At 54.1% G+C, this 24,083-nt stretch carries 24 protein-coding genes and 1 other annotated feature; of the genes, 2 read left to right on the forward strand and 22 right to left on the reverse strand.

The genetic code is table 11. The features are described 5' to 3' along the window. Positions 1–990: 990 nt before the first annotated feature. The 14 genes from minD to ACSZLD_RS00750 form a co-directional block, all read right to left on the reverse strand. Positions 991–1,791, reverse strand: a complete 801-nt coding sequence (minD, locus tag ACSZLD_RS00685) for a septum site-determining protein MinD (protein ID WP_377910032.1) — start codon at positions 1,789–1,791, stop codon at positions 991–993. Positions 1,792–1,855: 64 nt separating this feature from the next. Continuing rightward, positions 1,856–2,530, reverse strand: coding sequence for a septum site-determining protein MinC (locus ACSZLD_RS00690; protein WP_377910033.1), 675 nt, complete (start codon positions 2,528–2,530; stop codon positions 1,856–1,858). A gap of 26 nt (positions 2,531–2,556) precedes the next feature. After that, positions 2,557–3,072 carry a rod shape-determining protein MreD gene (mreD, locus tag ACSZLD_RS00695; RefSeq protein WP_444683958.1) on the reverse strand — a complete coding sequence of 172 codons (516 nt, stop codon included), beginning with the start codon at positions 3,070–3,072 and terminating at the stop codon, positions 2,557–2,559. Then, the gene (mreC, locus tag ACSZLD_RS00700) at positions 3,069–4,034 is read right to left on the reverse strand and encodes a rod shape-determining protein MreC (RefSeq protein ID WP_377910035.1); all 966 of its coding nucleotides are present in this window, start codon (positions 4,032–4,034) and stop codon (positions 3,069–3,071) included. Before mreC ends, mreD begins: the two co-directional genes overlap by 4 nt. A gap of 13 nt (positions 4,035–4,047) precedes the next feature. Continuing rightward, positions 4,048–5,088, reverse strand: a complete 1,041-nt coding sequence (locus ACSZLD_RS00705; RefSeq protein ID WP_444683959.1) for a rod shape-determining protein — start codon at positions 5,086–5,088, stop codon at positions 4,048–4,050. A 289-nt stretch (positions 5,089–5,377) separates the two neighbouring features. Next, entirely contained in the window at positions 5,378–6,064 is a 687-nt protein-coding gene (radC, locus tag ACSZLD_RS00710) for a RadC family protein (RefSeq protein WP_377910037.1), read from the reverse strand. A gap of 29 nt (positions 6,065–6,093) precedes the next feature. Then, positions 6,094–6,657, reverse strand: coding sequence for a Maf family protein (locus ACSZLD_RS00715; RefSeq protein ID WP_444683960.1), 564 nt, complete (start codon positions 6,655–6,657; stop codon positions 6,094–6,096). Between the two features lie 151 nt (positions 6,658–6,808). Then, entirely contained in the window at positions 6,809–7,666 is an 858-nt protein-coding gene (locus ACSZLD_RS00720) for a hypothetical protein (RefSeq protein ID WP_444683961.1), read from the reverse strand. Next, on the reverse strand, positions 7,663–8,280 hold the full coding sequence (locus tag ACSZLD_RS00725) for a PilN family protein (RefSeq protein ID WP_444683962.1): 618 nt from the start codon (positions 8,278–8,280) through the stop codon (positions 7,663–7,665). Before ACSZLD_RS00725 ends, ACSZLD_RS00720 begins: the two co-directional genes overlap by 4 nt. A gap of 75 nt (positions 8,281–8,355) precedes the next feature. Further along, complete coding sequence (locus ACSZLD_RS00730) at positions 8,356–9,072, reverse strand: prepilin peptidase (RefSeq protein WP_444683963.1); 717 nt, start codon at positions 9,070–9,072, stop codon at positions 8,356–8,358. A 32-nt stretch (positions 9,073–9,104) separates the two neighbouring features. Then, entirely contained in the window at positions 9,105–11,099 is a 1,995-nt protein-coding gene (locus tag ACSZLD_RS00735; protein ID WP_444683964.1) for a VanW family protein, read from the reverse strand. Beyond that, positions 11,096–11,356, reverse strand: coding sequence for a hypothetical protein (locus ACSZLD_RS00740; RefSeq protein ID WP_377910043.1), 261 nt, complete (start codon positions 11,354–11,356; stop codon positions 11,096–11,098). The genes ACSZLD_RS00735 and ACSZLD_RS00740 overlap by 4 nt, the downstream gene beginning before the upstream one ends. Positions 11,357–11,596: 240 nt before the next feature. After that, positions 11,597–13,279 (reverse strand): sensor domain-containing diguanylate cyclase, encoded by a 1,683-nt coding sequence (locus ACSZLD_RS00745; protein ID WP_444683965.1) that lies wholly within the window; start codon positions 13,277–13,279, stop codon positions 11,597–11,599. A 102-nt stretch (positions 13,280–13,381) separates the two neighbouring features. Next, positions 13,382–14,554, reverse strand: a complete 1,173-nt coding sequence (locus ACSZLD_RS00750) for a bifunctional folylpolyglutamate synthase/dihydrofolate synthase (protein ID WP_444683966.1) — start codon at positions 14,552–14,554, stop codon at positions 13,382–13,384. Between the two features lie 94 nt (positions 14,555–14,648). Between ACSZLD_RS00750 and ACSZLD_RS00755 the strand changes: the two genes are divergently transcribed. Further along, positions 14,649–15,533: an ATP-grasp domain-containing protein gene (locus ACSZLD_RS00755; protein WP_444683967.1), complete on the forward strand. Its 885-nt coding sequence runs from the start codon at positions 14,649–14,651 to the stop codon at positions 15,531–15,533. Continuing rightward, on the forward strand, positions 15,530–16,357 hold the full coding sequence (locus ACSZLD_RS00760) for an ATP-grasp domain-containing protein (RefSeq protein WP_377910047.1): 828 nt from the start codon (positions 15,530–15,532) through the stop codon (positions 16,355–16,357). The genes ACSZLD_RS00755 and ACSZLD_RS00760 overlap by 4 nt, the downstream gene beginning before the upstream one ends. Here ACSZLD_RS00760 and ACSZLD_RS00765 read toward each other — a convergent pair. The 8 genes from ACSZLD_RS00765 to ACSZLD_RS00800 all read right to left on the reverse strand — a co-directional run bounded on the left by ACSZLD_RS00765 (position 16,349) and on the right by ACSZLD_RS00800 (position 24,070). After that, a complete protein-coding gene (locus tag ACSZLD_RS00765; protein ID WP_444683968.1) occupies positions 16,349–16,975 on the reverse strand; it encodes a response regulator transcription factor in 627 nt (208 codons plus the stop codon). The genes ACSZLD_RS00760 and ACSZLD_RS00765 overlap by 9 nt on opposite strands. Then, positions 16,972–17,985 (reverse strand): sensor histidine kinase, encoded by a 1,014-nt coding sequence (locus tag ACSZLD_RS00770; protein WP_444683969.1) that lies wholly within the window; start codon positions 17,983–17,985, stop codon positions 16,972–16,974. The genes ACSZLD_RS00765 and ACSZLD_RS00770 overlap by 4 nt, the downstream gene beginning before the upstream one ends. After that, complete coding sequence (liaF, locus tag ACSZLD_RS00775) at positions 17,982–18,704, reverse strand: cell wall-active antibiotics response protein LiaF (RefSeq protein WP_444683970.1); 723 nt, start codon at positions 18,702–18,704, stop codon at positions 17,982–17,984. The genes ACSZLD_RS00770 and liaF overlap by 4 nt, the downstream gene beginning before the upstream one ends. 31 nt (positions 18,705–18,735) lie before the next feature. After that, complete coding sequence (locus ACSZLD_RS00780) at positions 18,736–19,329, reverse strand: hypothetical protein (protein ID WP_377910051.1); 594 nt, start codon at positions 19,327–19,329, stop codon at positions 18,736–18,738. Continuing rightward, positions 19,322–19,615 carry a lmo0954 family membrane protein gene (locus tag ACSZLD_RS00785; RefSeq protein ID WP_444683971.1) on the reverse strand — a complete coding sequence of 98 codons (294 nt, stop codon included), beginning with the start codon at positions 19,613–19,615 and terminating at the stop codon, positions 19,322–19,324. The genes ACSZLD_RS00780 and ACSZLD_RS00785 overlap by 8 nt, the downstream gene beginning before the upstream one ends. A gap of 172 nt (positions 19,616–19,787) precedes the next feature. After that, positions 19,788–20,639: a D-amino-acid transaminase gene (gene dat, locus ACSZLD_RS00790; RefSeq protein ID WP_444683972.1), complete on the reverse strand. Its 852-nt coding sequence runs from the start codon at positions 20,637–20,639 to the stop codon at positions 19,788–19,790. 13 nt (positions 20,640–20,652) lie between these two features. Continuing rightward, entirely contained in the window at positions 20,653–23,292 is a 2,640-nt protein-coding gene (locus ACSZLD_RS00795; protein WP_444683973.1) for a valine--tRNA ligase, read from the reverse strand. 51 nt (positions 23,293–23,343) lie between these two features. Then, positions 23,344–23,569: a binding site (T-box leader), on the reverse strand. A gap of 30 nt (positions 23,570–23,599) precedes the next feature. Continuing rightward, entirely contained in the window at positions 23,600–24,070 is a 471-nt protein-coding gene (locus ACSZLD_RS00800) for an NUDIX hydrolase (protein ID WP_444683974.1), read from the reverse strand. Positions 24,071–24,083: the final 13 nt, after the last annotated feature.

A 24,083-nucleotide genomic window follows, 5' to 3' on the forward strand; every position in this document is an offset into this window, starting at 1 on the left:
GGAATCGCTTTCATACGCTTAGTATATTTCCATATGATAACGATTTCAAGCTTTATTTTTAGAAAATTTTATATTTCGATTACAACATAATGATAAACCCTTGCGCCCCAACTGTTTACTCTGTAAAAAAATCTGTCCGCACACAAGGGACAACAAACAAATTGTGTCAATTCCACCCTGATTTAGACCTGTGGTTCGTGCAGAAAGATGCCTGTGAAGAGAGCGGGAAATTGTTCTGATCTATTCATAAAACCGTGAGTGATTCGAAAAAGTGCGAAACAAGCGCGGCTGCATGCCGGTAAAAGCAAAAAAAACCGCCCGGATGGGCGGTTTTACAGGTTGTTGATAAAGTCAATTTGTTTACATGTTTATTCGATTGATTGACTTTCCCCTCTGTTTACCGAGCCTGCCGTGGGCTTGCCTTCAGCTATTTCTCAGGATGACCCAGTATGAAGGGAAGAAAGGCACGGCTTCACTCGGACTCAGGCTTCTTACAAGAAGCCTTCAAGACCCAGTCCGGCTCCGCTCGTGCTTGGATGCCGTTCGCAGATCTGAACGGCACGGCATCTTCAGGCTGCGCGGCTTCCACGGGCACGCCGGACACAAAGGGGAAATGGATTTGTTTGATGGAGAAAAACGTTCCAATCGCTAGACGCTGCGGCTTTTTTTAGTGGATACGTTGACGTTCATCCCGATTCGACATCGAAGCGCTGCCTAACGAAAGGTTCCCTCTAGATGGAATAAGCTCGTGTGAATCATCACCAGGGTTTTAACCGGACAGCCAGCTGCTAAATCGGAGGAAACTCGACTCCGAGAGGATCAGAACGAGGCGAAGATCCGGCGGACGAAAGGAAGAAGCGGTTAGCTGAGGCCGTTCCCTCCGGAAAGCGAGTGTCCGCAGATGCAGGCAGATGCAAAGTCATTCACCTGAAATGACGTTATCAACACTCTGAAAAACCGCCCGGATGGGCGGTTTTAGGAAGCGGAGTTTCAGCCTCGCATACCGAGAAATTTCTTCACGCGCGTCAGCATGCTCGTATCTTCTTCCAGCGACATAAGCGGTACCGATTCACCATTTAAGCGGCGGGCAATGTTGCGGTATGCGATCGATGCCCGGCTTTTTGGAGACAGCGCAGCAGGCTCACCCGAGTTGGATGATTTGATGACGTGGTCATCATCTGCTACGATCCCGAGAAGGTCAACGGCGAGAATGGAGACTATTTCATCGACGTCCATCGATTCACCTGACTTCATCATATGGCTGCGGATCCGATTGACAACAAGCCGCGGCGTTTCCACGTGCGTCTCCTTCTCCAGAAGACCGATGATGCGGTCTGCGTCACGTACAGACGAAATTTCCGGGGTCGTAACCACGATTGCTTTGTCTGCTCCTGCGACTGCATTTTTGTACCCCTGCTCAATTCCTGCAGGACAGTCGATTAATATGTAGTCAAACTGCTCTTTCAGCTCCGTGACAAGCTCCTTGATCTGTTCCGGTGCCACTGCGTCTTTGTCTTTCGTCTGCGCAGCAGGCAGCAGGTAGAGAGATTCAAACCGTTTGTCTTTAATCAGGGCCTGCTGCAGCCGGCAGTTGCCTTCTGCGACATCGACCAGATCATAAATGATCCGGTTTTCAAGCCCCATAACGACATCCAGGTTGCGCAGGCCGATATCTGTATCAACCAGGCATACGCTGAAACCGTTTAATGCCAGTGCCGTTCCAATATTTGCAGTTGTCGTTGTTTTTCCGACGCCGCCTTTTCCTGACGTCACGACGATGGCTTCTCCCACTGCACTCTCCCCTTTCGCACGTTGCCGAATTCTGCTTTTATTCTATCATACAATCGCCGCTCGTCTACTCCTCCCCGGACAATTCCGGTCGGAGAATCCCGAGCTTCTGGGCCCGCTCAAGCTCTAGAGAACCTTCATCGTTCACATAGGCACATTCGAACATCCCGCGCCACTCCTCATCCTCCGGCGGCTGCCGGACGACGTGGGCAATCCGCAGCTGGGATGGATCCATAAAAGAGGCGGAGATCACGGCTCGTACATCACCGTCCGTTCCTGCATGCGCCACGCCCTTCAGACTGCCGAGCACGTAAATGCTGCCGGTCGTCTTCAAAACGGCCCCGGGATTGATATCGCCTATGAGAATCACGTCTCCCTCAAGCTCAAGCACCTGGCCGGATCGGATAACGCGGGCCATCCGGATCATCTGCTTTTTACGGACGAGGGCTTCTGCCTCTTTCCGGGAAACGACTTCGGACCTGATGTCGGTGACGTCAAGCGGAAAGCTGGTTTCCAGAAGCTCCTTGAGCTCCCGTCTGTCGCCGTCGCTGAGATACCGTCTTCCAGCATCTACGATCACCTGGAGTCGTTCATCCTTTGCAGATATCAGCTTATCCTTTTGATCGTTCAACTGCTTTTCCATCTGTTCAAGCATGGTACGGAAAGGACTTTCATCATCCAGCAGCAGCTGAAGTCCCTGTTTCGTACCTTTCAGCGTGACATAAGAGCGAACCTGTGCCACCTGCGTCACCTCCATCCCCTTAGTCGCTAATCCATATCAGCTCCGTCCATGCGGATAAACCATGCACGGACCGGAACGGCGAGAATCGCTGCAAGCAGGCCGTTCATGATGAACGACGGCAGCAGCCTCGACGTGAATATCGCTTCATGCGGCAGCGCGGTGATTCCGAGCAGCAGCATCATCCCGTAAATATAATATTCCAATCCAATTACCGCGGCGGTAACGAGCAGAGCCGTCACAGAGGGACGACGCTTCACGTAAGAGTTGGAAATAGAAAATAAGTAGGTAAAAAAACCAAATCCGAACGTATAAATACCAAGAACTGGTGAATAGACGATATCGTAGAGGATACCGAAAATAATACCGTAAAACAGGCTGTAGCTTCTGCCCCGGATAATTCCGGTTAGCATGATCAGAATGAACATAAAGCGCGGAACGAGCTCCAAGGCAGATCCCCGGTTATCCGGAGCAAATACCTGAAACACCGTTCCTTCAAACACAAGCAAAAAGAACAGCGCTGCCGGAAGAATAAAACGGGTCATTCCACGCCCTCCTCCGGAACCGCTTCCGGATCGGCAGCCGGATCTTCATCCGGGTCAGCCGCCGGGTCTATCTCTGGCACCATTTCTTCCTCTTCTTCATCCAGCTCGTCGAAGAGGCTTGTCTGGGCCGCGCCGCGTTCAATTACCATCACGTAGTCGAGGTGGTAATAATCTGCTGCGGGCTCTACGAGTGCCGTCTGGCTTAAGCCGTATTCATCAGTAGTGACGTCGACGATTTCACCGATCGTCAGTCCGTCAGGAAAGACGCCGCCGAGCCCGGACGTCGACACCGTCATGCCTTCTTCCACCTCAATGTCTACGTCTATCTTTGTAAAACGCAGATGGCCGGTCTCATCATCAATGCCTTCCATAAAGCCGTAGATCGTATCATCATCACCCTCTGCCATCGCCGAAATCCGGTTGTTGGCATCCTGATCGCTAAGCAGCTGCACGGATGACGAAAACTGGGAGACGTCACGGATCTTGCCGATCAATCCCTGTGACGTGATGACGGCCATATCCTGCTCGATGCCGTGCTGCGCGCCGAGGTTGATGCCGATCAGCTCATTCCAGCGGTCCGGCGAGCGGTGAATGACGGTCGCATTTCGAACCGAATAGTCGAGCAGGTTATCCTGCACGTCCATCGCTTCCTCCAGCTCTTCATTCCGCCGCTGAAGCTGCGTCAGCTCAGACTGCAGCGCGGCATATTCATCCAGATGCGAACGCAGCATCTGGTTTTCCTCGTAAACGCTGCGCAGCTCATTTACCGAATCCACTGCGTTTGAAATCATGTAAGCCGGTCTTGAAAAGACAGATTGTACGGTGCCGACAGAATCTTGTATAAACTGCTCCGGCCACGAAAGTCCCCGCTGGTCGCTTAATGAATATCCAATCAGCCCAACCAGGAATATTAAGCAGACGAGCAGGACGATCAGGCGCCGGTTCGAGAAAAATGGGGACATTTACAGCACCCGCTTAAGCTTTCCGGTTGGAACGGGCTGTAATCCCTGCTTTGGAACGGAAGAGGTGCAGGTTCTCCAGTGCTTTTCCTGTTCCGACAGCGACGCTGTCAAGCGGCTCATCGGCAACGAGCACCGGCATGTTCGTTTCATCGCTGAGCACTTTATCAAGGTTGCGCAGGAGCGCTCCTCCGCCGGTCAGCACGATGCCGCGGTCCATGATATCTGCGGCGAGCTCAGGCGGCGACTGCTCCAGCGTATTTTTCACGGCTTCTACAATCGACGAGACCGTCTCAACGAGCGCGCCGGAAATTTCCTTTCCAGTGATCGTGATCGTTTTCGGAAGACCAGTGACGAGGTCGCGTCCGCGAATTTCCATTGATTCTTCGCTGCTGACATCGCCGGCTGCCCCGACTTCGAATTTAATCGCTTCCGCCGTGCGCTCCCCGATCATCAAGCTGTACGTCTTCTTTACATACTGGACGATGGACTCATCCATTTCGTCACCTGCTACACGGACAGACTGGCTGGTGACAATGCCGCCGAGGGAAATAATCGCCACTTCCGTCGTTCCGCCTCCGATGTCGACAATCATGCTTCCAGTCGGCTCCCATACTGGCAGGTTGGCACCGATCGCTGCTGCAAACGGCTCCTCAATCGTGTAAGCTTCCCGAGCGCCTGCCTGTTTCGTCGCGTCTTCCACCGCACGCTTTTCAACCGCTGTGATGCCGGACGGTACGCAGACCATCACGTTCGGCTTCTTCGTCAGCGACGAACGCTTGCGGAGCGCCTGCTGAATGAAGTGCTTCATCATCGTGGATGTCGTGTCAAAGTCGGCGATAACCCCGTCCTTCATTGGGCGAATGGCAATGATGTTGCCGGGGGTACGTCCGATCATGTTTTTCGCGTCGTTTCCGACTGCTTCAATGGAACCGGAGTCCGAGCGGATCGCTACGACGGACGGTTCACGAAGAATAACACCTTTCCCTTTTACATAAACGAGCGTGTTTGCTGTACCGAGGTCAATCCCCAAATCTTTTGAAAATCCAGAAAACATCTATGTAATCTCCCTTCAACTTCTCTATTCATAGGCTTCCATTCTACATGTCGTTAAATTTGGCCGATACGTTTCATTATACGCAACTTTTTCAGGAAAGAGTAGCGTTTTTCCGCACGAGCCAAAATTTCCTCACTTTATCCTAACATACGTCTCCTCCTTCGCATAGAACACCTGGGAGCCGAGAGCCGGTTCCATGAGCTTCTCATCCTCTTTCTGAGGCGTTATGACGACTGGACGAACGAAAGCCGGCCGGGACAAAACCTCCCGGCCGGCCGTTTGAAAGGTGCTACAAGTAGCCTTTTTCTTTTAGTGAGCAAAAACGCCTATCGCCGATAATCACATGATCCAGCAGCTCCACGCCGAGCATGCGCCCCGTTTCCTGCAACCGCTTCGTTACGTCAATATCCTCCTGACTAGGATCCGGTATGCCGGAAGGATGATTGTGCAGGCAGATAAGCGATGCGCTTGAATAGCGGAGCGCTTCTTTAAACACTTCCCGCGGGTGCACCAGACTGGCGTTCAGGCTGCCGATAAAAATCGTCTTTTTGTGAAGCACCGCGTTTTTCGTATTGAGGTATAACGCGACAAAGTGCTCCTGCTTCAGGTGCCGCATTTCCTCCATCATGTAATCAGCTACGTCCTGGGGAGAACGGACGACGTGCGTTTCCTCCACCGGAAACTGCTTAATCCTCCTGCCGATCTCCAGTGCAGCCCGCACCTGCACGGCTTTCGCCTCTCCAATCCCCTTTACATCCATCAGCTCAGACACGGTTGCATCCTTTAAGAGCTTCAGGCCGTCGAACGTCTGGATCAGCCTTCCCGCTAAATCCATCACCGACTCTCTTCTCGTACCGCTTCCAAGAAGCAGAGCGAGCAGCTCCTGATTGCTCAGCGCTTCAGGGCCATAGTGCATGAGTCGCTCCCGCGGACGTTCACTTTTCGGCACGTCCCGGATCATCATTGCTTTTCCCATTCCTTACGTCCTCTCCCGGACGATGTCAGTCAGACATATCCGCGCTTTTTTAACGCACGGAACACCTTGGCGGCAGGAAGGCCCACCACCGCACTGTAGTCTCCTTCGACTCTTTCCACGAGTACGGCTCCCAGGCCCTGAATCCCGTATGCCCCTGCCTTGTCATCGGGCTCACCGGTTGCCGTATACCAGCTGATCTCGTCATCATCAAGCTGATAAAATGTCACTGCTGCTTTAGAAACAAACACGTCTGTTTCGCCGTTTTCTGCAAGCGCTACACCGGTATACACCTTGTGCGTGCTGCCGGAAAGCGTGCGGAGCATAGATACCGCTTCCTGCCTGTTCTGAGGCTTTCCCAGTATCCTGCCGGCTGCGGCAACGACCGTATCAGCACCGAGTACAAGGGAATGTGGAAAGCGTGCAGCCACTTCCTCTGCTTTTTGCCTGGCCAGCGATCGAACCGCTTCCTCCGGCGTCATGTCCGGTGCAATTCGTTCCTCTCCTTCTGCAGGCACAGCCTGGTAAGCCACTCCAAGCTGTGTCAGCAGCTCTTTGCGGCGCGGGGACTTCGATGCCAGTATAAGGTGTTTCATGCTGCCAGCTCCTTCCGCCTCTGAATGGTACCTCTGTTATGTAGCCTGTTCCGTCTCACCTGAGAAAGGAATTGGTATGTTAAAACATACCATATCCATGTCAAAAAGAAAAGCAGAAACACGAACGTACCTTCGCGTTTCTGCTTTGCTGTTATTCTGAATCGAGAAACGGCTCTGCTTCTTCCCCAGGATCGGGATAATCCAGCACTGGCGCTTCAGGCTCCAGATGCTCCAGCTCTTCATAATAGTACGAGGACACCTGCACTTCCAGGAAGATATCGGAGGCTCCGTCAAAGATCCGGTCGTCCGTCGCCCCAAGGAACAAGATCGATTCAATGTTGACGAACCGGACGAGCTGATCCAGCTCGTCAATAAAGCCGGCAAGGGCATCGTAGCTGCTGACGCGAAGCTCGACTGTCGCGGTCTGCTTGAGCAGGCCGTCAAGCTCGTCTGTGCGCACGGCACCATTTCCGGCGGTGTCGTCAACCTGTTCCTGCCGGTCAGTAATGTCCGGCTCTGCTTCTTCCGGCGGCACACCCTCTTCTTCGACTGCTTCTTCCGGATCCTCTTCCGGCTCTTCCTCAAGATCCTCATACTCACTTCGGCGGACATCTGCCGGCGTCGATGCCTGTTCTTCCACGTCTTCAGTATGCGGCGCTTCAATTGTATCAAAGCCTTGCACGGGAAGATCATAACGCATGCTGATCGAAATGATTCTCGCATCCGACACTTCCTCTGCCTGATTTAGATCCATAATAAACCTGTCCGTCTGGCGGACAACAGGTAGTCTCCGCTGCAGCTCCGTCGTATCCTCCGGCTCCGAGGCACGGGCTTCAGCCTCTTCGCGGATTGCAGTTTCCAGCTGCTGCTGATACTGCTCTTCCTCCACGAGATCGGCTTCAGCCTGATCTCTGTCCTGAATATCTGGAAACACTGCGAGGAAAAAATAGAGGACAAGGGCGGCTGTCAGAATAACGATGCCCGCAGCCGTCCACATTCGCGTCGTCATGGCAGCTCCACCTCCTCTTCCTCTTCCCCAGGCTCATACGCCTGGATGGCGTCCGGATGCAGAACGAGGTGAATGGTCGCAAAATAGGATGGGAGGAAGTCGTCAAACCAGAGCGGATTATCGGCTGCCTCTTCCAGCACAGCTTCCCCTTGGACGATATCGATTTCTGCTTTTTGAATCAACGCCGATTCCTCCGCGTGAAATTGAAAGGCGGCCAGTTCAGGGGCAGCCGTCATAAGCGCCTCCAGTTCAATTTTATCAGGATATGTATAGTCAAACATCGTAATAGCAGCATCCTCAGGGAGAAGTGCCATCGTTTCCTCAAGCACGACCGAAGCCGGTACGATTTCATCCTCCAGCTGATCCATTGCTGCAAGCAGCCGTTCAGGATCACTGTTCTCTATCTCTTCCAGCTGCGCCTCCAGCTCCTCGGTGTGCTGACGGGATTCCTCCAGCTCAGCTTCAGCTCCGAGCCGCTGCTCATCCATCGTCTGTCCGATTGAAAAAAGGGCAAGAAAAATGATCAGCGCCAGGGCGACAAGCAGCGCAGCTACGAGCGGCAGCGCCGAGCGGCTTCGCTTTTCTTTAGTAGACATGTTTTGGGAACCAGACATCATTGCTCTCCTTTTCTGCGTGCCCTGAAGACTTGTTCGTCCCGGGTCAGATTCACTTTTTCGATTCGTGCACCGTCAGGCTCGTGCAAAATAAACGAGCAGTGCACCTGCTGCGATAAACGGGCCAAACGGTATTTCGGTTTTTCTGCCCCACTTGTTCATAAAAACGCCCACAAGACCAGCACACAGGCCGAGAATCGAGGCGGCAGCAAGAGACAGCAGCATACCTGAAAAGCCAATCATGAGCCCGACCACCGCGTAGAGCTTAACGTCCCCTCCACCGAGACCCCCTCGCGATACAACCGCCGCAGCAAACAGCAGCAGGAATCCTCCTGCACTGCCGGCCGCAGCATCCCACCAAGGATCCAGCGGGGCAACTGTCAGCCTTACTAACGCAATCGGCACACTAAAAACGAGCAGGATGCGATCTGGAATCACCATATAGCGCAGGTCGCTGACGGTGATCATAACCAGCATCGCGGAAAATAAAAGCGCAGCGGCCAGTTCCATGGACCAGCCGAATATGTAGTAGCTCGCAACTGCCAGCACGGCAAACGCAAGCTCTCCTGCCGGATAAATGGGAGAGATCCGCTCCCTGCAGCGTGTGCAGCGTCCGAACTGCCACACATAAGAAAACACCGGAACCAGGTTCCACGGCCTTAACCTTGCGCTGCAGAAAGGACATGCAGAGGGCGGATATACAATGGATTGCTTCGCTGGAAGCCGAAGCCCCGCAGCCGTTAAAAATGAGCCTATCAGTAACCCGATGACGCCAACGATTATCGTTTCCATTTGCCCATCGTCCCTTTCCAGTCAGTAACTGGTCAGCGCCCATCCCCTTTTACAGGTGGACGCTCAAAGCCGGGAAATGTGCTGCCGTCCCCACTGTCCGGAAATGTTCCGGGACGGCCGAATTCAATCTCATCGCCTGTGTAATCAATCCCCATCTGCGGGTCTCCCCCATGCTCCCGGAGCCAGTTGTTGTAATCTCCGGGTGTACCGCTTTCTGCCCATGCATCAAAGGCCTCTCCACCGCCTTGATCGAGCCAGCTGTCAAAGCCGCTCCCGCTTCGGAACTGCCGTTCTGCGCGTTGCTGCTCGGGCGTTAAACCGCTGCTTCCACTGTCAAAGTCATTCCCATCAGAAAATCCATTGCCGTTGCCTCCGTTGAAGAAATCATCTCCTCCGTCAAAGCCGCCGTCTCCGTCGAAGAAATCATCTCCTCCGTCAAAACCGCTGCCTCCGTCGAAGAAATCGTCCCCTCCGTCAAAGCCGCCGTCTCCATCGAAGAAATCGTCTCCCCCGTCAAAATCGCCGTCTCTATCGAAGAAATCGTCTCCCCCGTCAAAATCGCCGTCTCCGTCGAAGAAATCGTCTCCCTCATCAAAGCCGCCGTCTCCGTTGAAGGACCCATCCCCTCCGTCAAAGCCGTTTCCGCCGTCGAATGAATCATCACCGCCGTTGAAACCGTTATCTCCAGAGTCGAATCCGTTCTCTGGCGTGTGCTCCCATGGGAAGTCCCACTCGTCGTCCGGCTCCAGGTCCTCCTCTTCCTCTTCTTCAGGCTCCCGCACCGAAATGGAACGGCTTTCCAGCGCGTGTACCGGGGCATAGTAATCCTCTGCGAGCACGATCGTATCCTCGTCCTCGGTCGAATCGCCGCGGAAAATTGTACGAATCGTTTCCACCAGCATACCTTCTGAGCCGCCGGACGCACTGCTTCCGTCGTCATCAAAGCTGGTTTCATCTTCAAAGGACGAATCGAACCCGGTGTCGTCGTCCATTCCCCAGTCACTTCCTTGACCAGCGTCAAATCCAGCGGCATCCTCGTCCGGTGCCGTATAGCGAATTCGCGTAGCTGCTGTTAGTCCGCCGTTTTCCATAACGTCTACGTTAATCGCATGTGGATAGGCGTAGCCGTAGAGCTCCACCTGAAGCGTGCCGCCTGTGACTTCCAGCTGCAGCTCGTAGTCGTAATCGTTCGGGTTGCCGAATGCAAAATCCTTTCGCCCAGGAGAAAGGTGTGCGTCAAATCCGGCCGGCACGTGATCAAGCAGCGTATGACGGATATGACGCTCCTCGATCGTAAAGTTAGTTGGCGCCACCGCCTCAAATACAGCTGAGCCAAGCGCTGCCAGAGACGCTTCATCCATGTCCGGATAATCGTGAAGGCCAAGCGATTCCATGACGGAAACGTCGCTGTTTCCCGGAATCGTGATGGCAGGCTGCTGCTGAAGCAGCTGCGCCATCTCTTCTGAAATCATGCTTCTGTCAGCTGCAGTAAGCACGTCTTCTGCCGGCTGCGCGTGCGCGTGCAGGTGCGGATGGAGCATCCAGGAATAATCGGTTTGTGCAAGGGCCCCGGCCTCTTCCACGATCTGCGCTGCGAGCTCGTCCAGCCGAACAGCTTCTTCCATGCTGCTGTTAAAGGAAAAGCTCGCTACTGCTTCCCGCAGTGCTTCTTCATCCACGGACACAGCAGCCGTTTCCTGCGAGCCGTCCTCAGCCGCCCGACCGACAGAAGCACCGGTGTGAAAGGATACTGCTTCGCGCGGGAGCGGAATCTGTTCATCGAACCAGGTTAACTCATAGCGGACATTTTCCTCAAAGGTTTCAATCCTTTCCTGCAAGGCAGCCTCCGCCTCCTCCGGCCGCATTTCACCGACCTGAACGCCCGCGATAGTCGTTTCTTCCGCTAATTCTTCCTCCTGAAAGCTGAATTCATACATCAGCTTCCCCGTGAAGGCGAACAGCATCATGAAGACCACGCTTCCAGCAATGACAAGGAAAGAGGCGCCGAACCATTGTTTAGACGTCATACGTTTTCCCCCTCTCCGCTCTGTTCCCTCCCTGCCAGATACCAGGAGGCGAGCAGGGAAACGAGCAGTACCGCTGCCAGCATCAGCATGACGCCGGGAACCCAGCCAAAAACAGATAAAATCCAGTATCCTCCGAGCGATACGAGCAGTGCCGCCGTTACGAGCAGCGCTGTCACCGTCCTGGAAAACACGGATGGGATGAGCAGCATAATGCCGAGAAGAACGGCATAACAAATAAGAATAAACAGGTACATCAAGGCGCCCCGGCCCCTTTCTGGCAGATTATAGGTTGCTACTCCTATCTTATCTTACAAGGACCGTGAATGAAAGATACATCTTGAAACCTGCGCGAATCGGAAGCGAAAGAACCAGTATCGTCCCCTTAAGTCCGATAAGGCTCGCGGTAACATAAACAGCATGTTTTCTCTTTCCTGAAAATGAAAAATCGCGTTCGCCTGCGGCCAACGCGCTTTTCGTTCATAATCAAGCAGCGGACACTATCCTGCCCGTCCTGGAAGACCATGCATCGCCACCCGGTTTCGTCCTTTTTGCTTTGCCCCGGTATACATGGCCCGGTCGGCATTTCGCAGCACATCGAGCGGGTCTTCTCCCGGCACTGAACCGGCTACGCCGATACTTGCCGTCACTGCTGCTTTTCGTTCTTCTCCGCTCAGGTCAGGAAGCGTAAACTCACGCTCTGCCAGCTGCTCCCGTAAATGTTCGGCGGTTTCCGCCGCTTCTTCTGCCGTATACGAAGGAAGGAGCAGCACAAATTCTTCACCGCCGTACCGTGCTGCCAGGGCATCGTCCGGTGCACATGTTTCAATCATTTCCGCTGCTTCCCGAAGAACATCATTTCCGCCGTCATGCCCGAACGTGTCGTTCACTTGCTTGAAGTGATCAAGGTCCAGCAGCACGACTGCAAACGGTTCACGGCATTCCACCAGCTTCTCTTCAAAAAAGCGGAAATTGTACAAGCCCGTAAGTGCACAGCGCTCTCCGCGCTTTTTTGCCCGCGACAAATGCCTGGCATTCTGCATCGCAACGGTCAAATAGCCGGCCATAATTTCCAGGAGCATCAATTCGTCCTTGCCGAACGCCCGTTTCTCCTCGGAAAGAAGGGTGACGACGCCAACATTTTTTTGAGCGCGCACAGCTGGAGCGCTCATCACCGACTTAGTATGGGAAGGAAGACCAGTGCGGGCAAGCTTTGGAATCTCGCTGTCCTGTTCGTACAGTCGCGAGCGTCCGCTTTTATACACGAGCCGGCTTACCCCGTCTCCGCTTTCAGGAGGCAGCTGGGAGCCGGGGGCCTTCGTGTGGCGGAAGACCGGCTGCAGTCCGCCCTCTCCGTCTTCCTCGTACAGACAAACGTCACGCGGGTCGAACAAATCCCAGCATGTGTCCATAAACAGCTCCAGCACTTCCGCCGTATCAAGGCGTTCGTTGATGCTCGCTCCGAATTGACTTACTTTTTTCAGCTGATTGGCCGTTTCCCTGCTTGCTCCGTAAAACGAGAGAATAATCGCGATCGATGTCACCGGCAGTGCCGCAAGAATTAATACGACCGGACCGGCAATCTCATACAGGAGTGCCAGCGTCAGTCCGACCGGAAGCACGAACAGCAGCGAAAGCACTTCCCACTTCAATGCTTCATCAAAGAAGCGGACGCTTCGGTCTGTGACAGTAAGCCGCTGCACGGCATATATGAGTCCGTTGTTAATAAAGAAATACGTGACAACATAGAGCACAATCAAGCCAAGCGCAAGTTCATCGAGCAGAGCGCTCCCCGTTTGTCCTCCGGCTGCATAATAGACCGCAGCTGCCCCGGATGACGTTGCCAGAAAAATAAGCGAATTGAGCGGGAGCCGGTACCAGTCTTCCGGATCAAGCTTCATGCGTGCAATTCCAATTACTATCCCGATTTGCGTAATTAAAAGCTCTCCGGAAAATCCCTGAAGCAGGAACACCGCAAGCGCAACTCCTTGCAGCGGCACAATCGACGTTTCCCGTATGTGAATCGGAAACATTGCTGCAAGGGCGATCAGCAGAACAAATGGAAGAAACGAAAGCCAGTCTGACACCTGCCAGCCGGCGTAGACCGGCACGATGGCGGCCGCAGCTGCAGGAAACAAAAGCATCCAAAGCACCCAGATGACTCGTCGGTATTTCCGGTCCATCCGTCATCCTCCCCTGTCTTTTGTACGAACTATTCTGAACTATCTGCTATATCATACCATATACAACATCTAAATTGAATCTTTATAACTAGTTCTAAAGAATCAATTACGAATCATGCTCGTAAATGCGTGTGAGCCGGTAACGATCAGCTTTCCCTCAGCGGAACCGGAGCAGTCATGTACGAACTGCTTTGGATCAGAACAGACTGATTCAGACGGAAGAAGCTCCAGCCACTCATGCTCTGTCATGGCCCGGCTGTCCGGAAAGAGGGCCGGCACCACTCGGCCCCTGGCTGTCAGCCTGCTGACCATCTCGTGAACGGCTTTATCCCGCATCGCTCCGAAAAGAAACGTCACGTCCCATTCGTTTGGGACACTGTTAAGCATAGCCTCGACCGCTTCTATGTTATGAGCGGAATCGACATATACGCCTGGCTGTATCTGTTCGAACCTGCCCGGCATCCGTGCTTGGCTGAGCCAGGCTTCCTGCAGCGGGACTCCGAACAGCCGTGCTGCCGTCCAGGCACACGCTGCATTTTGCTCCTGATGAGCACCGGGTGCCGGCAGCGTAACGGATCCTTTCGGTGTTTCCAGTGTCTCAGGCGGTAAAAATGACCACGTGCGCTCCAGCTCCATCCAGTCCGCACCGCATTTTTCTGCTTCTTCCTTCAGCCAGGTGTCTGCATCGCCGCAGCCGGATACGACTGGTACTCCCTGCCGCATAATACCGGCTTTTTCCCGTGCAATCTGCTCTCTGCCATGTCCGAGGAACGCTTCATGATCGGTGCCGATGGAAGTAAGAATGGTCACAGCCTTGTTTTCGAGCACGTTTGTTGCATCAAGTCTTCCTCCCAGCCCGCATTCTACAAGAAACACATCCGGCTTCCATCGTTTACAGGCAGCAAATGCTGTTGCTGTCAGCAGTTCAAACGGACTCACCATGCCATGTACGCGCTCTACGCCGGGAAGAAAGGCTGCCGCATCCCGGCACACCTCTGCGAATGCGTCAGCTGTGACTGGTTCACCGTTCCAGAGAAGATGCCCTTCTCTGCCGCCGAATGACGGCGATACGAAAGAAAGTACTGTTTTGCTGCTTCCGGCAAACAGCGCCTCCAAGTAGGAGACAGTAGAGCCCTTCCCGTTTGTACCGGCAATATGAATAACTTCTGCATCCTGCTCAGGCCGATCAAGCTTTTGATACAACGCTCTCATCCGCTCGAGCGTATAGTTGATTCCTGCCTGTTTCCGGTCGTGAAACAGCTTGTGAATGTCCATCGTTTTCCCTCCGTCGTTGCATAATCTGTCGAACAATGAAAAAATATGCCATACTGGCTATTATACATTTCTGGAGCAAAGGAGCGCTTCTCTCATGAAAGAAACTGCCTGGCTCGTTTACAACGGCGGCTTGTTTACACATAAATTTCAAGATTATGCCTCGCTGATGCAGCGGGCTGCCAGACTCCGCGGCGTCGAGCTTACGACGGTTGCCAATGATGAGCTTCTCGTCACAACAGACGGTGTCACCCCCTGTCGCTCCGACCTTGCGGAGCCTGCATTTATCCACTTTGCAGATAAGGACCTGCCGCTTGCCAATGCGCTTGAGCGCGAAGGATACCGGCTTTATAACAGAGCTCGGACGATCGAGCTATGCGACGATAAACGGCTCATGCACCAGGCCTTTGCCGGATACGGTGTCCCGCAGCCGCTGACGATCACAGCGCCAATGGCGTATCCGAAGCTTGGCTACCGGAACACTGCCTTTTGCAGGCAGGCAGCCTCCTTACTCGGCTTTCCGCTCGTCGTAAAAGAAGCATTCGGTTCTTTTGGAGAGCAGGTGTACTGGGTGGAAACGATGACCGAGCTGGAAGACCTCGTCGAACGGCTTGCCGGGGTGCCACACTTGTATCAGAAAGCGGTGACAGAAAGCTTCGGCTCTGATATCCGTATTAATATCGTCGGCTCTTCCCCAGTTGCAGCGATGAAACGGAAGGCTGAAGGCTTCCGCGCAAACGTGACGGCAGGCGGAACAACTGAACCGTACGAGCCGTCTCAGGAGGAAATTAACGTTGCCGTAGCAGCTGCACGGGCCGTTGGCGCCGATATGGCTGGCGTCGATTTGTTTACCGGAAGCGAGCAGCCGCTCGTCTGTGAAATTAATTCCAATCCGCACGTCCGCAGCATCATCGAATGCACCGGCGTGCCAGTTCATCACACGATGATCGAAAAAATGCTGCAGGGGAGGACCCATATATGAGAGGCTGGCTGATTTATAAAGAACATGACCGGATTCGGAACGAAGCGTTTATCCGTCTGCTGCAGCAGGCGAGTGCAAAAAGGGGCATGACGCTCGAGGTCGTGATTTACGAGGAGATGATTTATGCAGTATCGGGCGGAGCTTCTTTGTTCGGACGCAGGGAAAATCCGGATTTTCTGATCATCCGGACGTGCACCCCGTGGCTGAATGAAGCGGCTGAGCTGCACGGCATCCGCGTCTTTAACAGCTCCCGAGTGAGCAGGACCGCTAACGATAAGCGGCTCTCCCACGCCTGTTTATCCGCCTTGGGAATTCCGATGCTTCCGAGTACGGCCGTTCACCAGCGCCGCCTTTCGTCCTTGAGCCCGTCTTATCCGCTCATCTTAAAAGATCCGCTCGGACGCGGCGGTACGGGAGTCGACTGGGTCGCCCGCCCGCAGCAGCTCGGCGCCATGACAGCGGATGACGAGCTGCTGATGCAGCCGGTCGGCGGACAGCGCGGACGCGATGTGCGCGTCTATATCGTCGGCGGGGCAATCGTTGCGGCCGTCGTACGTGAATCAGAAACAAACTTTAAAGCCAATATTTCCGGAGGCGCGAGCGCATCGCTCTACCGGCTTTCACAGGAGGACACTGAGCTGATTGAGAAGGTGACGCGCGCGCTCCCGATCGATTTTGCAGGGATTGATTTTCTCATCGCCGACGACGGCTCGCTTCTGTTTAACGAAATGGAGGACGCAGTCGGATGCCGCAGCCTGTATGACCAGAGTGATATCGACATCGCCGACGTCTTCATCGAGCATGTCGCGGCTCAGCTAAAATAAATTGTGCTTGAGCGCGTAAATTACGGCCTGGGTCCGGTCCTGCACCTCCAGCTTGCTTAAAATGCTGCTGACGTGCACTTTCACCGTTTTGACGGCAATAAACAGCTCATCTGCGATCTCCTGATTGGACATACCGTCTGCCATCAGCTTCAGTACGTCCAGCTCTCTCGCCGTCAGAGCGTCGTGCAGCGCATTTGGCTGCGGCCGCATTCTCGTCATGACTTTGCGGGCAACGGCCGGCTCCAGCACCGATTCACCTCGATATGTACGGCGCACGGCTTCTGCAATATCCGCTGCCTTCGACGTTTTCAGCATGTAGCTGAACGCGCCGGCTTCTAAAGCCGGATACACTTTTTCATCGTCTACGAAGCTGGTCATGATCAGCACCTTTGCTTCTGGATTTTCTTCGGTTATTAACCGCGTTGCCTCGATCCCATCCATCGGCTCCATCACCAGGTCCATCAGGACGACGTCCGGCTGGTGCATTCGGACGAGCTCGACCGCCTCCTGCCCGTCCGATGCCTCTGCGACGACTTCAATATCCGCCTGCGAGGTTAAATAGGCGGAGACACCGATGCGCACCATTTCGTGGTCATCTGCAAATACGATTCGGATCATGCTTGTTCCTCCTTCCACAGCGGCAGCTGTACGTCCACTTTTGTACCTTCTCCAGGCACGCTGATAATGCGGAAGCGGCCGCCGATTTCTTCCGCACGCTCCTTCATCGTCGAGAGCCCGTATGAGCCGAACGCGTCCTTCCCGGCTTCAAACCCTTTTCCATTATCGATCACCTGCAATATTGCTTTCTCATCGCGATTTAACAAAAACACCTTCAGTCTCGTTGCCTCTGCATGTCGCAGACAGTTGGAAACCGCTTCTTGTAAAATACGGAACAGATGATCCTCCGAGCCTTTATCCAGCGGCACTTCCTCAAGTGAAACAACGATCTCAAGCGGCACTTTCTGCTCCAGCTCAGCCAGCAGTTCGTCCATGCCGTCAATCAGGGAACGTCCCTTGAGCGCGGCCGGACGCAGATGCAGAAGCAGCGCACGCATCTCCAGCTGGGACTGATTAATCATGTTTTCAACTAATCGAAACTGACCGGCGGTCGTTTCATCCAAATCGGCCGTTTCATTGATCGCCGCTGTCAGCATCGAAGCAGCGAACAGCTGCTGGCTGACAGAGTCGTGAAGCTCGCGCGCAAGCCGTGTCCGCTCCTGTACCACAACCTCCTGTAAACTCTGCTCCCGCACGTCCGCTTTTTCAGCCGCTATCTGTCTGGCGTGCTGAGTTTGACGTGCTACCTGCTCCTGCAGGTCGTATAGTGCCAGCTGAAGCTCCTGCTGGTTTGCAGGCGGTGCTGCCTCTCCTTTTACAGCATCGTTTGCGTAGCTGACTGTATCTGCAGCCGCCCTGCGCCATGCCCCTTGTACAAACACGCCGATAAACAACAGCAGCAAAAGCGCCGCGCCGCCTGCAAGGATTGGAAACGGCACGCCGTAAAGGCGCGTCATCAACAGCGGCCAGACACCTGTGGGTAAAATGACCAGCAGCGCACCGGCAGCTGCAGCTGCTGTGACAAAAATCACGAGTGCAAGCTGAACGTACAGCAGCGGACGTATTTTCATATGCGCCGCACCTCCAGCTCCCCGCTCATGACCGATGTCATGATTTTGACGCGAACGTCCGCTTCCGCATAGCCCGGCGTCTCCAAGGAGATCGATTCATTTAACAGACGCTTTCGCTCGCCTAAAATTTCTGCGCTTCCATACAGGGCACTATGCAATACCTGTACCTCCATCTCATACGGCACGAGGACGGTGACCTGTCCGATAATATGCCGGACGGACACGACCGCTGTTCCGTGCACGACCGTATTTGACAGGTCAATCGTTTTGCTGCCGATGCCGGTTTGAATATGGATGTCCCGCCACTGATACGGCTCCGTCCCGGTCGACTGCCTTCCGATCAGCTTCTGAGGCAGAAGGGTGCCGCTTTCCACCAGACCGCTTCCCTGCTTGGGAGCGGCAGCTGTTTCCGGCTGGATCACCGGCGGCTGCTTCTGCTGCCTCCGGTACTCCAGAACGAGCAGAATCAGAAATCCGATGATAAAGAAACCAACAGCAAACAGGCTCAGCACTTGAATGATGAGCCCAATGACGCCGATCCAGCAGATGACTTTTCCGAACGTAGATTCGTATTCCTTCCAGCCGAGGTAGACCATAAACAACAGAATCCCGACACCAAGCAGCATGCCCGCTCCGCGGGAGAGCAGCTCAGTGACGAGAAAAATAACGGACAGGAGGAGAAGCAGATTCAATCGGTTCACTGGAATTTCCCTGATCATGGCCTTCTCCCCCTTCGTTGTAATTATTGTATCATGTTTCCAAATAATCGGATGGATTTTTACGCTCGCCGTGCCGCTTTTCGAGCAGCATCAGCTGTCGTTCCATGCTGCTGCGAACCTCATCTGCTGAGGGCTCTTCCTGCTCTGCATGAGCCGGCTCGGTCTCTTTCAGCCCGCTCATCTCCCGGCGCAGCTTCGCTGTCGTTTCCCGGCGTACCAGCTCTTGTTCTTCCAGCTCCTGCCTCGTTAATGCGTGCCGGACCTCCTGAAACAGCTGCTCAAGCTCGACGATACGTGCATCTGCATCATCTGTCATACGGGCAAGTGTTTCTGCTTCCTGGTCAAATGCTTCTGCATCCCGTTCAGCAAAGGCAGCGAGCGCTTTCTCTCCGGCTTCCTCCGCAAGCTGCTGCTGGCGGCGTCTGTCCGCTGCCTGAACGAGGGCCTGATCGCGGCGCGTCCGCAGCTCATCGGCTTCCAGACGCTGAGCTGCTATCTGCTTTTGCAGCATTTCCGCTTTGCGCAGCTTCTCGCCAGTTTTTTTCGTTACGCCTGCAGCCGTTCCTTTCAGCTTTGCCAGATCCTGCTTCATCGTATCTGCCATTCGTTCCCAAATGTTACGCATGGTGCACCCCTCCATCTTCTTTTTCCTTCCAGCTTCTAATCAGGACATACAGCACGTAAAGAGCGGCCAGACCGATCACTGCCTGCAGGTTGCCGAGCATGACGAGAATAATGATGGCGCCTGCAATTCCCCATCCAATCCGTCCGCCGGTGGACGTTGTGTTCACGAACTGCTTCCAGACGAGCCAGAGCAGCCAGGCGGAAAGGGCAAACAGGATGATCGAGCCGAGATTACCGATCGCAAGTAAAAATGCCGCAATTCCGAGTAGTACAGCAAGTAATTTCATCTTCAATCCCTCCTTCTGTCTGTATCATACCGCGGCACACGCAAGCGCCGGAATGAGCCGTGGCCGTATTTTCTTCTAAGACCGGAGGCGTACTGCTGATAGGCCGGCGATCGGAAGGCACGTACGAAGGCCCGCTGCTTCTGCAGCGGGCCTTCGCATGTTACCGCGCCGATCAGGAATCGACGGTTTCTTTTCTGGTTCTTTCGACGAACTTGGCGTGAATGCGGTCGAGAATCGTCCGGCCACCGTTCAGCGGCGTTCCATCGACTGCAGAAATACTCGCAGCTTCCATCGTCGTCGAGCTGAGAAACGCTTCGTCGGCCTCTAAAAGCTCTTCCAGTGTAAACGTTCGTTCTTCCACGGGAATACCGAGCTCTTCTGCAATGTCGAGGATAACGCGGCGCGTAATCCCGTGTAAAATGGCATTCGTCGCCGGATGTGTCAGCAGCGTCCCTTCTTTCACGATAAACAGATTGGAGCTTGATCCTTCTGTCACTATGCCTTCGTCGACAAAGACAGCTTCGTGTGCACCGGCCTCCATCGCCTTTTGCTTTGCCATGACGTTAGGCAGCAGATTAAGCGACTTGATCCAGCACATTTTCCAGCGAATCTCTTCTGTTGTAATCACCGGCACACCGGAAGCACGCTTTTCCGGCGTCAGTTTGCGTGCCTCTTTGACGACCATCGAGAGCACCGGCTTTGACGGATCCGGATAATGATGCTGCCGCAGGTGGATCCCGCGGGTGATCTGCATGTAAATCTCTGCCTCCTGGATGCCGGACCGCTCAAGCGCCTCCAGCGCAAGAGCTTCGATCTTTTCCCGGCTGTATGGAAGTCCCATGCCGATCGCTTCAGCACTCTTCTCCAAACGCTCCATGTGCTCCTTCATCGTAAACGGTTCGCCATCATAGACGCGGATAACCTCATAAATACCGTCGCCGAACTGATGCCCGCGTTCCTGGATCGGTATAACCCGTTCATCAACATCGACGAACCGGTCGTGATAATAGGCAATCTCTTTCATTGCTCGTTCCTCCCTACTGCTTCAGTTCCTCGAGCCTCGCCTGCACTTTTTCCCACTGCTCCGCATAGTCCTTCTGCTTCCGCTTTTCTTCTTCTACCACATGCTCCGGCGCTTTGTCCGTGAAGCCTTTATTCGAAAGCTTTTTCTCGACTCGCGTGACTTCCCCGTCGAGCCGCTTCACTTCTTTTTCCAGACGCTTTACTTCCGCATCAAGATCGAGCAGGCCGGCAAGCGGCATGTACAGCTCAACGCCTGAAAGCACGGAGCTCATCGATTTTTCCGGTGCTTCCAGTTCGGTGCCGATCAAAAGCTCTGACGGGTTGCAGAACCGCTCCAGATACGCCTGGCCGCGCTCAAGCTGCTCTTTTACGTGCTCATCGGCTGCTTTTACGTGCAGCGTAATTTCACGTGACATCGGCACATTTAGCTCCGCACGTGTATTTCGGACAGAGCGGATGATTTCCTGCAGCAGCTGCATATCCTTTACCGCCTGATCGTTCCCGTACGGGTTTTCTTCCGGCCACGCTGCGCGTGTAATTGACTCTCCTTCATGCGGCAGGTGCTGCCATACTTCTTCGGTGATAAACGGCATGAACGGGTGCAGGAGACGCATCGTCTGGTCGAGCACGTAGGCAAGAACGGAGCGAGTCGTGTGCTTCGCCTGTTCGTCGTCGCCGTTTAACGGCAGCTTCGCCATTTCGATGTACCAGTCACAGAAGTCGTCCCAGATAAAGTTGTACAAGGAGCGGCCTACTTCTCCGAATTCATACGCATCGATGTACTTCGTCACGTGCGTAATGGTTTCATTCAAACGTGTCAAAATCCATTCGTCTGCAATCGTTTTCGGCCCGGACAGATCCATATCTTCAAAAGAGAGACCGTCGAGATTCATGAGCGCAAACCGTGAAGCATTCCAAATCTTGTTGCCAAAGTTCCAGTTTGCTTCGACTTTTTCCCAATAAAAGCGCAAGTCCTGACCGGGCGTGCTGCCTGTGCTGAGGAAAAAGCGCAGCGCATCCGCACCGTATTTATCGATTACATCCATCGGGTCGACACCGTTCCCAAGTGATTTACTCATTTTGCGGCCTTCCGCGTCCCGGACGAGTCCGTGAACGAGCACATCTTTAAACGGCCGCTCATCGGTAAAGTGTTTCCCTTGGAAAATCATGCGTGCCACCCAGAAGTAAATAATGTCATAGCCGGTTACGAGCGTATCGGTAGGGTAGTAGCGCTTAAAGTCGTCCGACTGCTCATCCGGCCAGCCCATCGTCGAAAACGGCCAGAGGGCAGAAGAGAACCACGTGTCCAGTACGTCTTCGTCCTGCTCCCAGTTCTCCGCATCCTTTGGCGCCGTGCGTCCGACGTAGATTTCTCCGGTTTCCTTATGATGCCATGCCGGAATCCGGTGACCCCACCAGAGCTGGCGGGAAATGCACCAGTCACGTATATTTTCGATCCAGTGCATATACGTCTTCTCGAAGCGGTCCGGTACGAAGTGAACCTTGCCGTCCTGTTTTTGCAGCTCAATCGCCTGCTCAGCAAGCGGCCCCATTTTAACGAACCACTGCGTGGACAAATACGGCTCTACGACCGCGCCGCTGCGCTCAGAGTGGCCGACGCTGTGATCATGGTCTTCGATCTGAAACAGAATACCGTCTGCCTGCAGGTCCTGTACAATCTGCTTGCGGCAGTCGAACCGGTCCAGCCCTTCGTAACGTCCGGCATTTTCATTCATCACGCCGCCTTCGTCCATTACAAGAACACGTTCAAGGTCATGGCGATTGCCGATCTCAAAGTCGTTTGGATCGTGCGCCGGCGTGATTTTAACCGCACCGGAACCGAAGTCACGATCAACGTAGTCGTCTGCCACAATCGGAATTTCCCGTCCGACGATTGGAAGCTTTACCGTTTTGCCAATCAGATGTGCATAACGCTCGTCCTTCGGATGCACAGCGACAGCCGTATCTCCGAGCATCGTCTCCGGCCGCGTCGTGGCTACCTCAATCGAACCTTCCCCATCGGCAAGCGGGTAGCGCATATGATAAAACGCGCCTTTCACATCTTCGTAAATGACTTCGATATCCGAAAGTGCTGTTTTCGTCGATGGATCCCAGTTAATAATGTATTCGCCGCGGTAAATCAGGCCTTCTTCATACAGGCGGACGAACACTTCCTTTACAGCATCCGACAAGCCGTCATCGAGGGTGAACCGCTCACGAGAATAGTCGAGGGAAAGCCCCATTTTAGACCACTGATCACGGATAAATGACGCGTACTCTTCCTTCCAGTCCCAGCTTTTAGCAAGGAATGCTTCGCGGCCGAGATCATGACGGCTGATGCCTTCCTCGCGCAGCTTGCCTTCTACCTTCGCCTGTGTCGCAATTCCGGCATGATCCATACCCGGAAGCCAGAGGGCATCGTATCCCTGCATGCGCTTCGTGCGGATCAAGATGTCCTGCAGCGTCGTGTCCCAGGCGTGACCGAGGTGCAGCCTTCCCGTTACGTTCGGCGGCGGAATAACTACCGTGTAAGGCGTTGCTTCCGGATTTTTGCCTGCCTCAAAAAACTTTCCCTCCACCCAGTAGCTGTACCATTTTGATTCAACCGCCTGCGGATCGTATTTCGGCGGCATAGAAACCTGTTTTTCATCCATGTAAACCATCCTCTCTTACAGTTATATGCGCATACAAAAAGCCCTCTTGTCTGAAAGGACGAAGAGGGCTGTCTCCCGCGGTACCACCTTTGTTCACCGGAGCATTCCCCCGGTACACTCACGGCCTTAACGCGGCTGATTCGTCCGAGTGTTTCCACGCGGCTGCTCCGGAGCGACCTTCAGATGTTCCTTCCGGGAAAGCCTCGCAGCGGCCAACATGACCGGCTTTCCTCTCTGGCGGAATTTCCATCCTACTCTTCTCCATCGGTGCATTCTGATTTTATTCTACAACGGTCCGGTGCCGGAATCAACCTCGTTTACGATCTGTTGCATGATCTGCAAACAGACCGAGAAAGTACCGGTGGGAGCGCCTCAGTTTTTCAGGCAGCGCAGTGAGTGGAAAATAACGGAGCTCCAGCGTTTCTTCGTCTCCGTCTGACAGCGGCTGCGCAGGATCGGTGCACGTATACAGCGCCGTCACCGCATAATAGGGATCTCCGTTCGGTGCCTCCACAAAATAGTCTTCGCCGGAGAAGACGTTGAAAAGCTGCAGATCCTGCTTCCGAATTGTGACACCCGTTTCTTCTTCCACTTCGCGTACGGCCGTTTCTTCGTAGCTCTCTCCCGGCTCCATCAGACCGCCCGGAAGCCCCCAGTCTCCATCCTCGCGCTTTTGCAGCAGAATTTCTCCGTCCGGAGTATGTATAATAACGGCGGAGCCAGGCAGCAGCAGCGTTTCCTGACCGACCTTCTCCCGTATTCGTTTCACGTAGCTCATGCAGGTTCTCCCT

It is taken from the genome of Alkalicoccus luteus (assembly GCF_052061695.1).
GTDB lineage: Bacteria > Bacillota > Bacilli > Bacillales > Salisediminibacteriaceae > Alkalicoccus > Alkalicoccus luteus.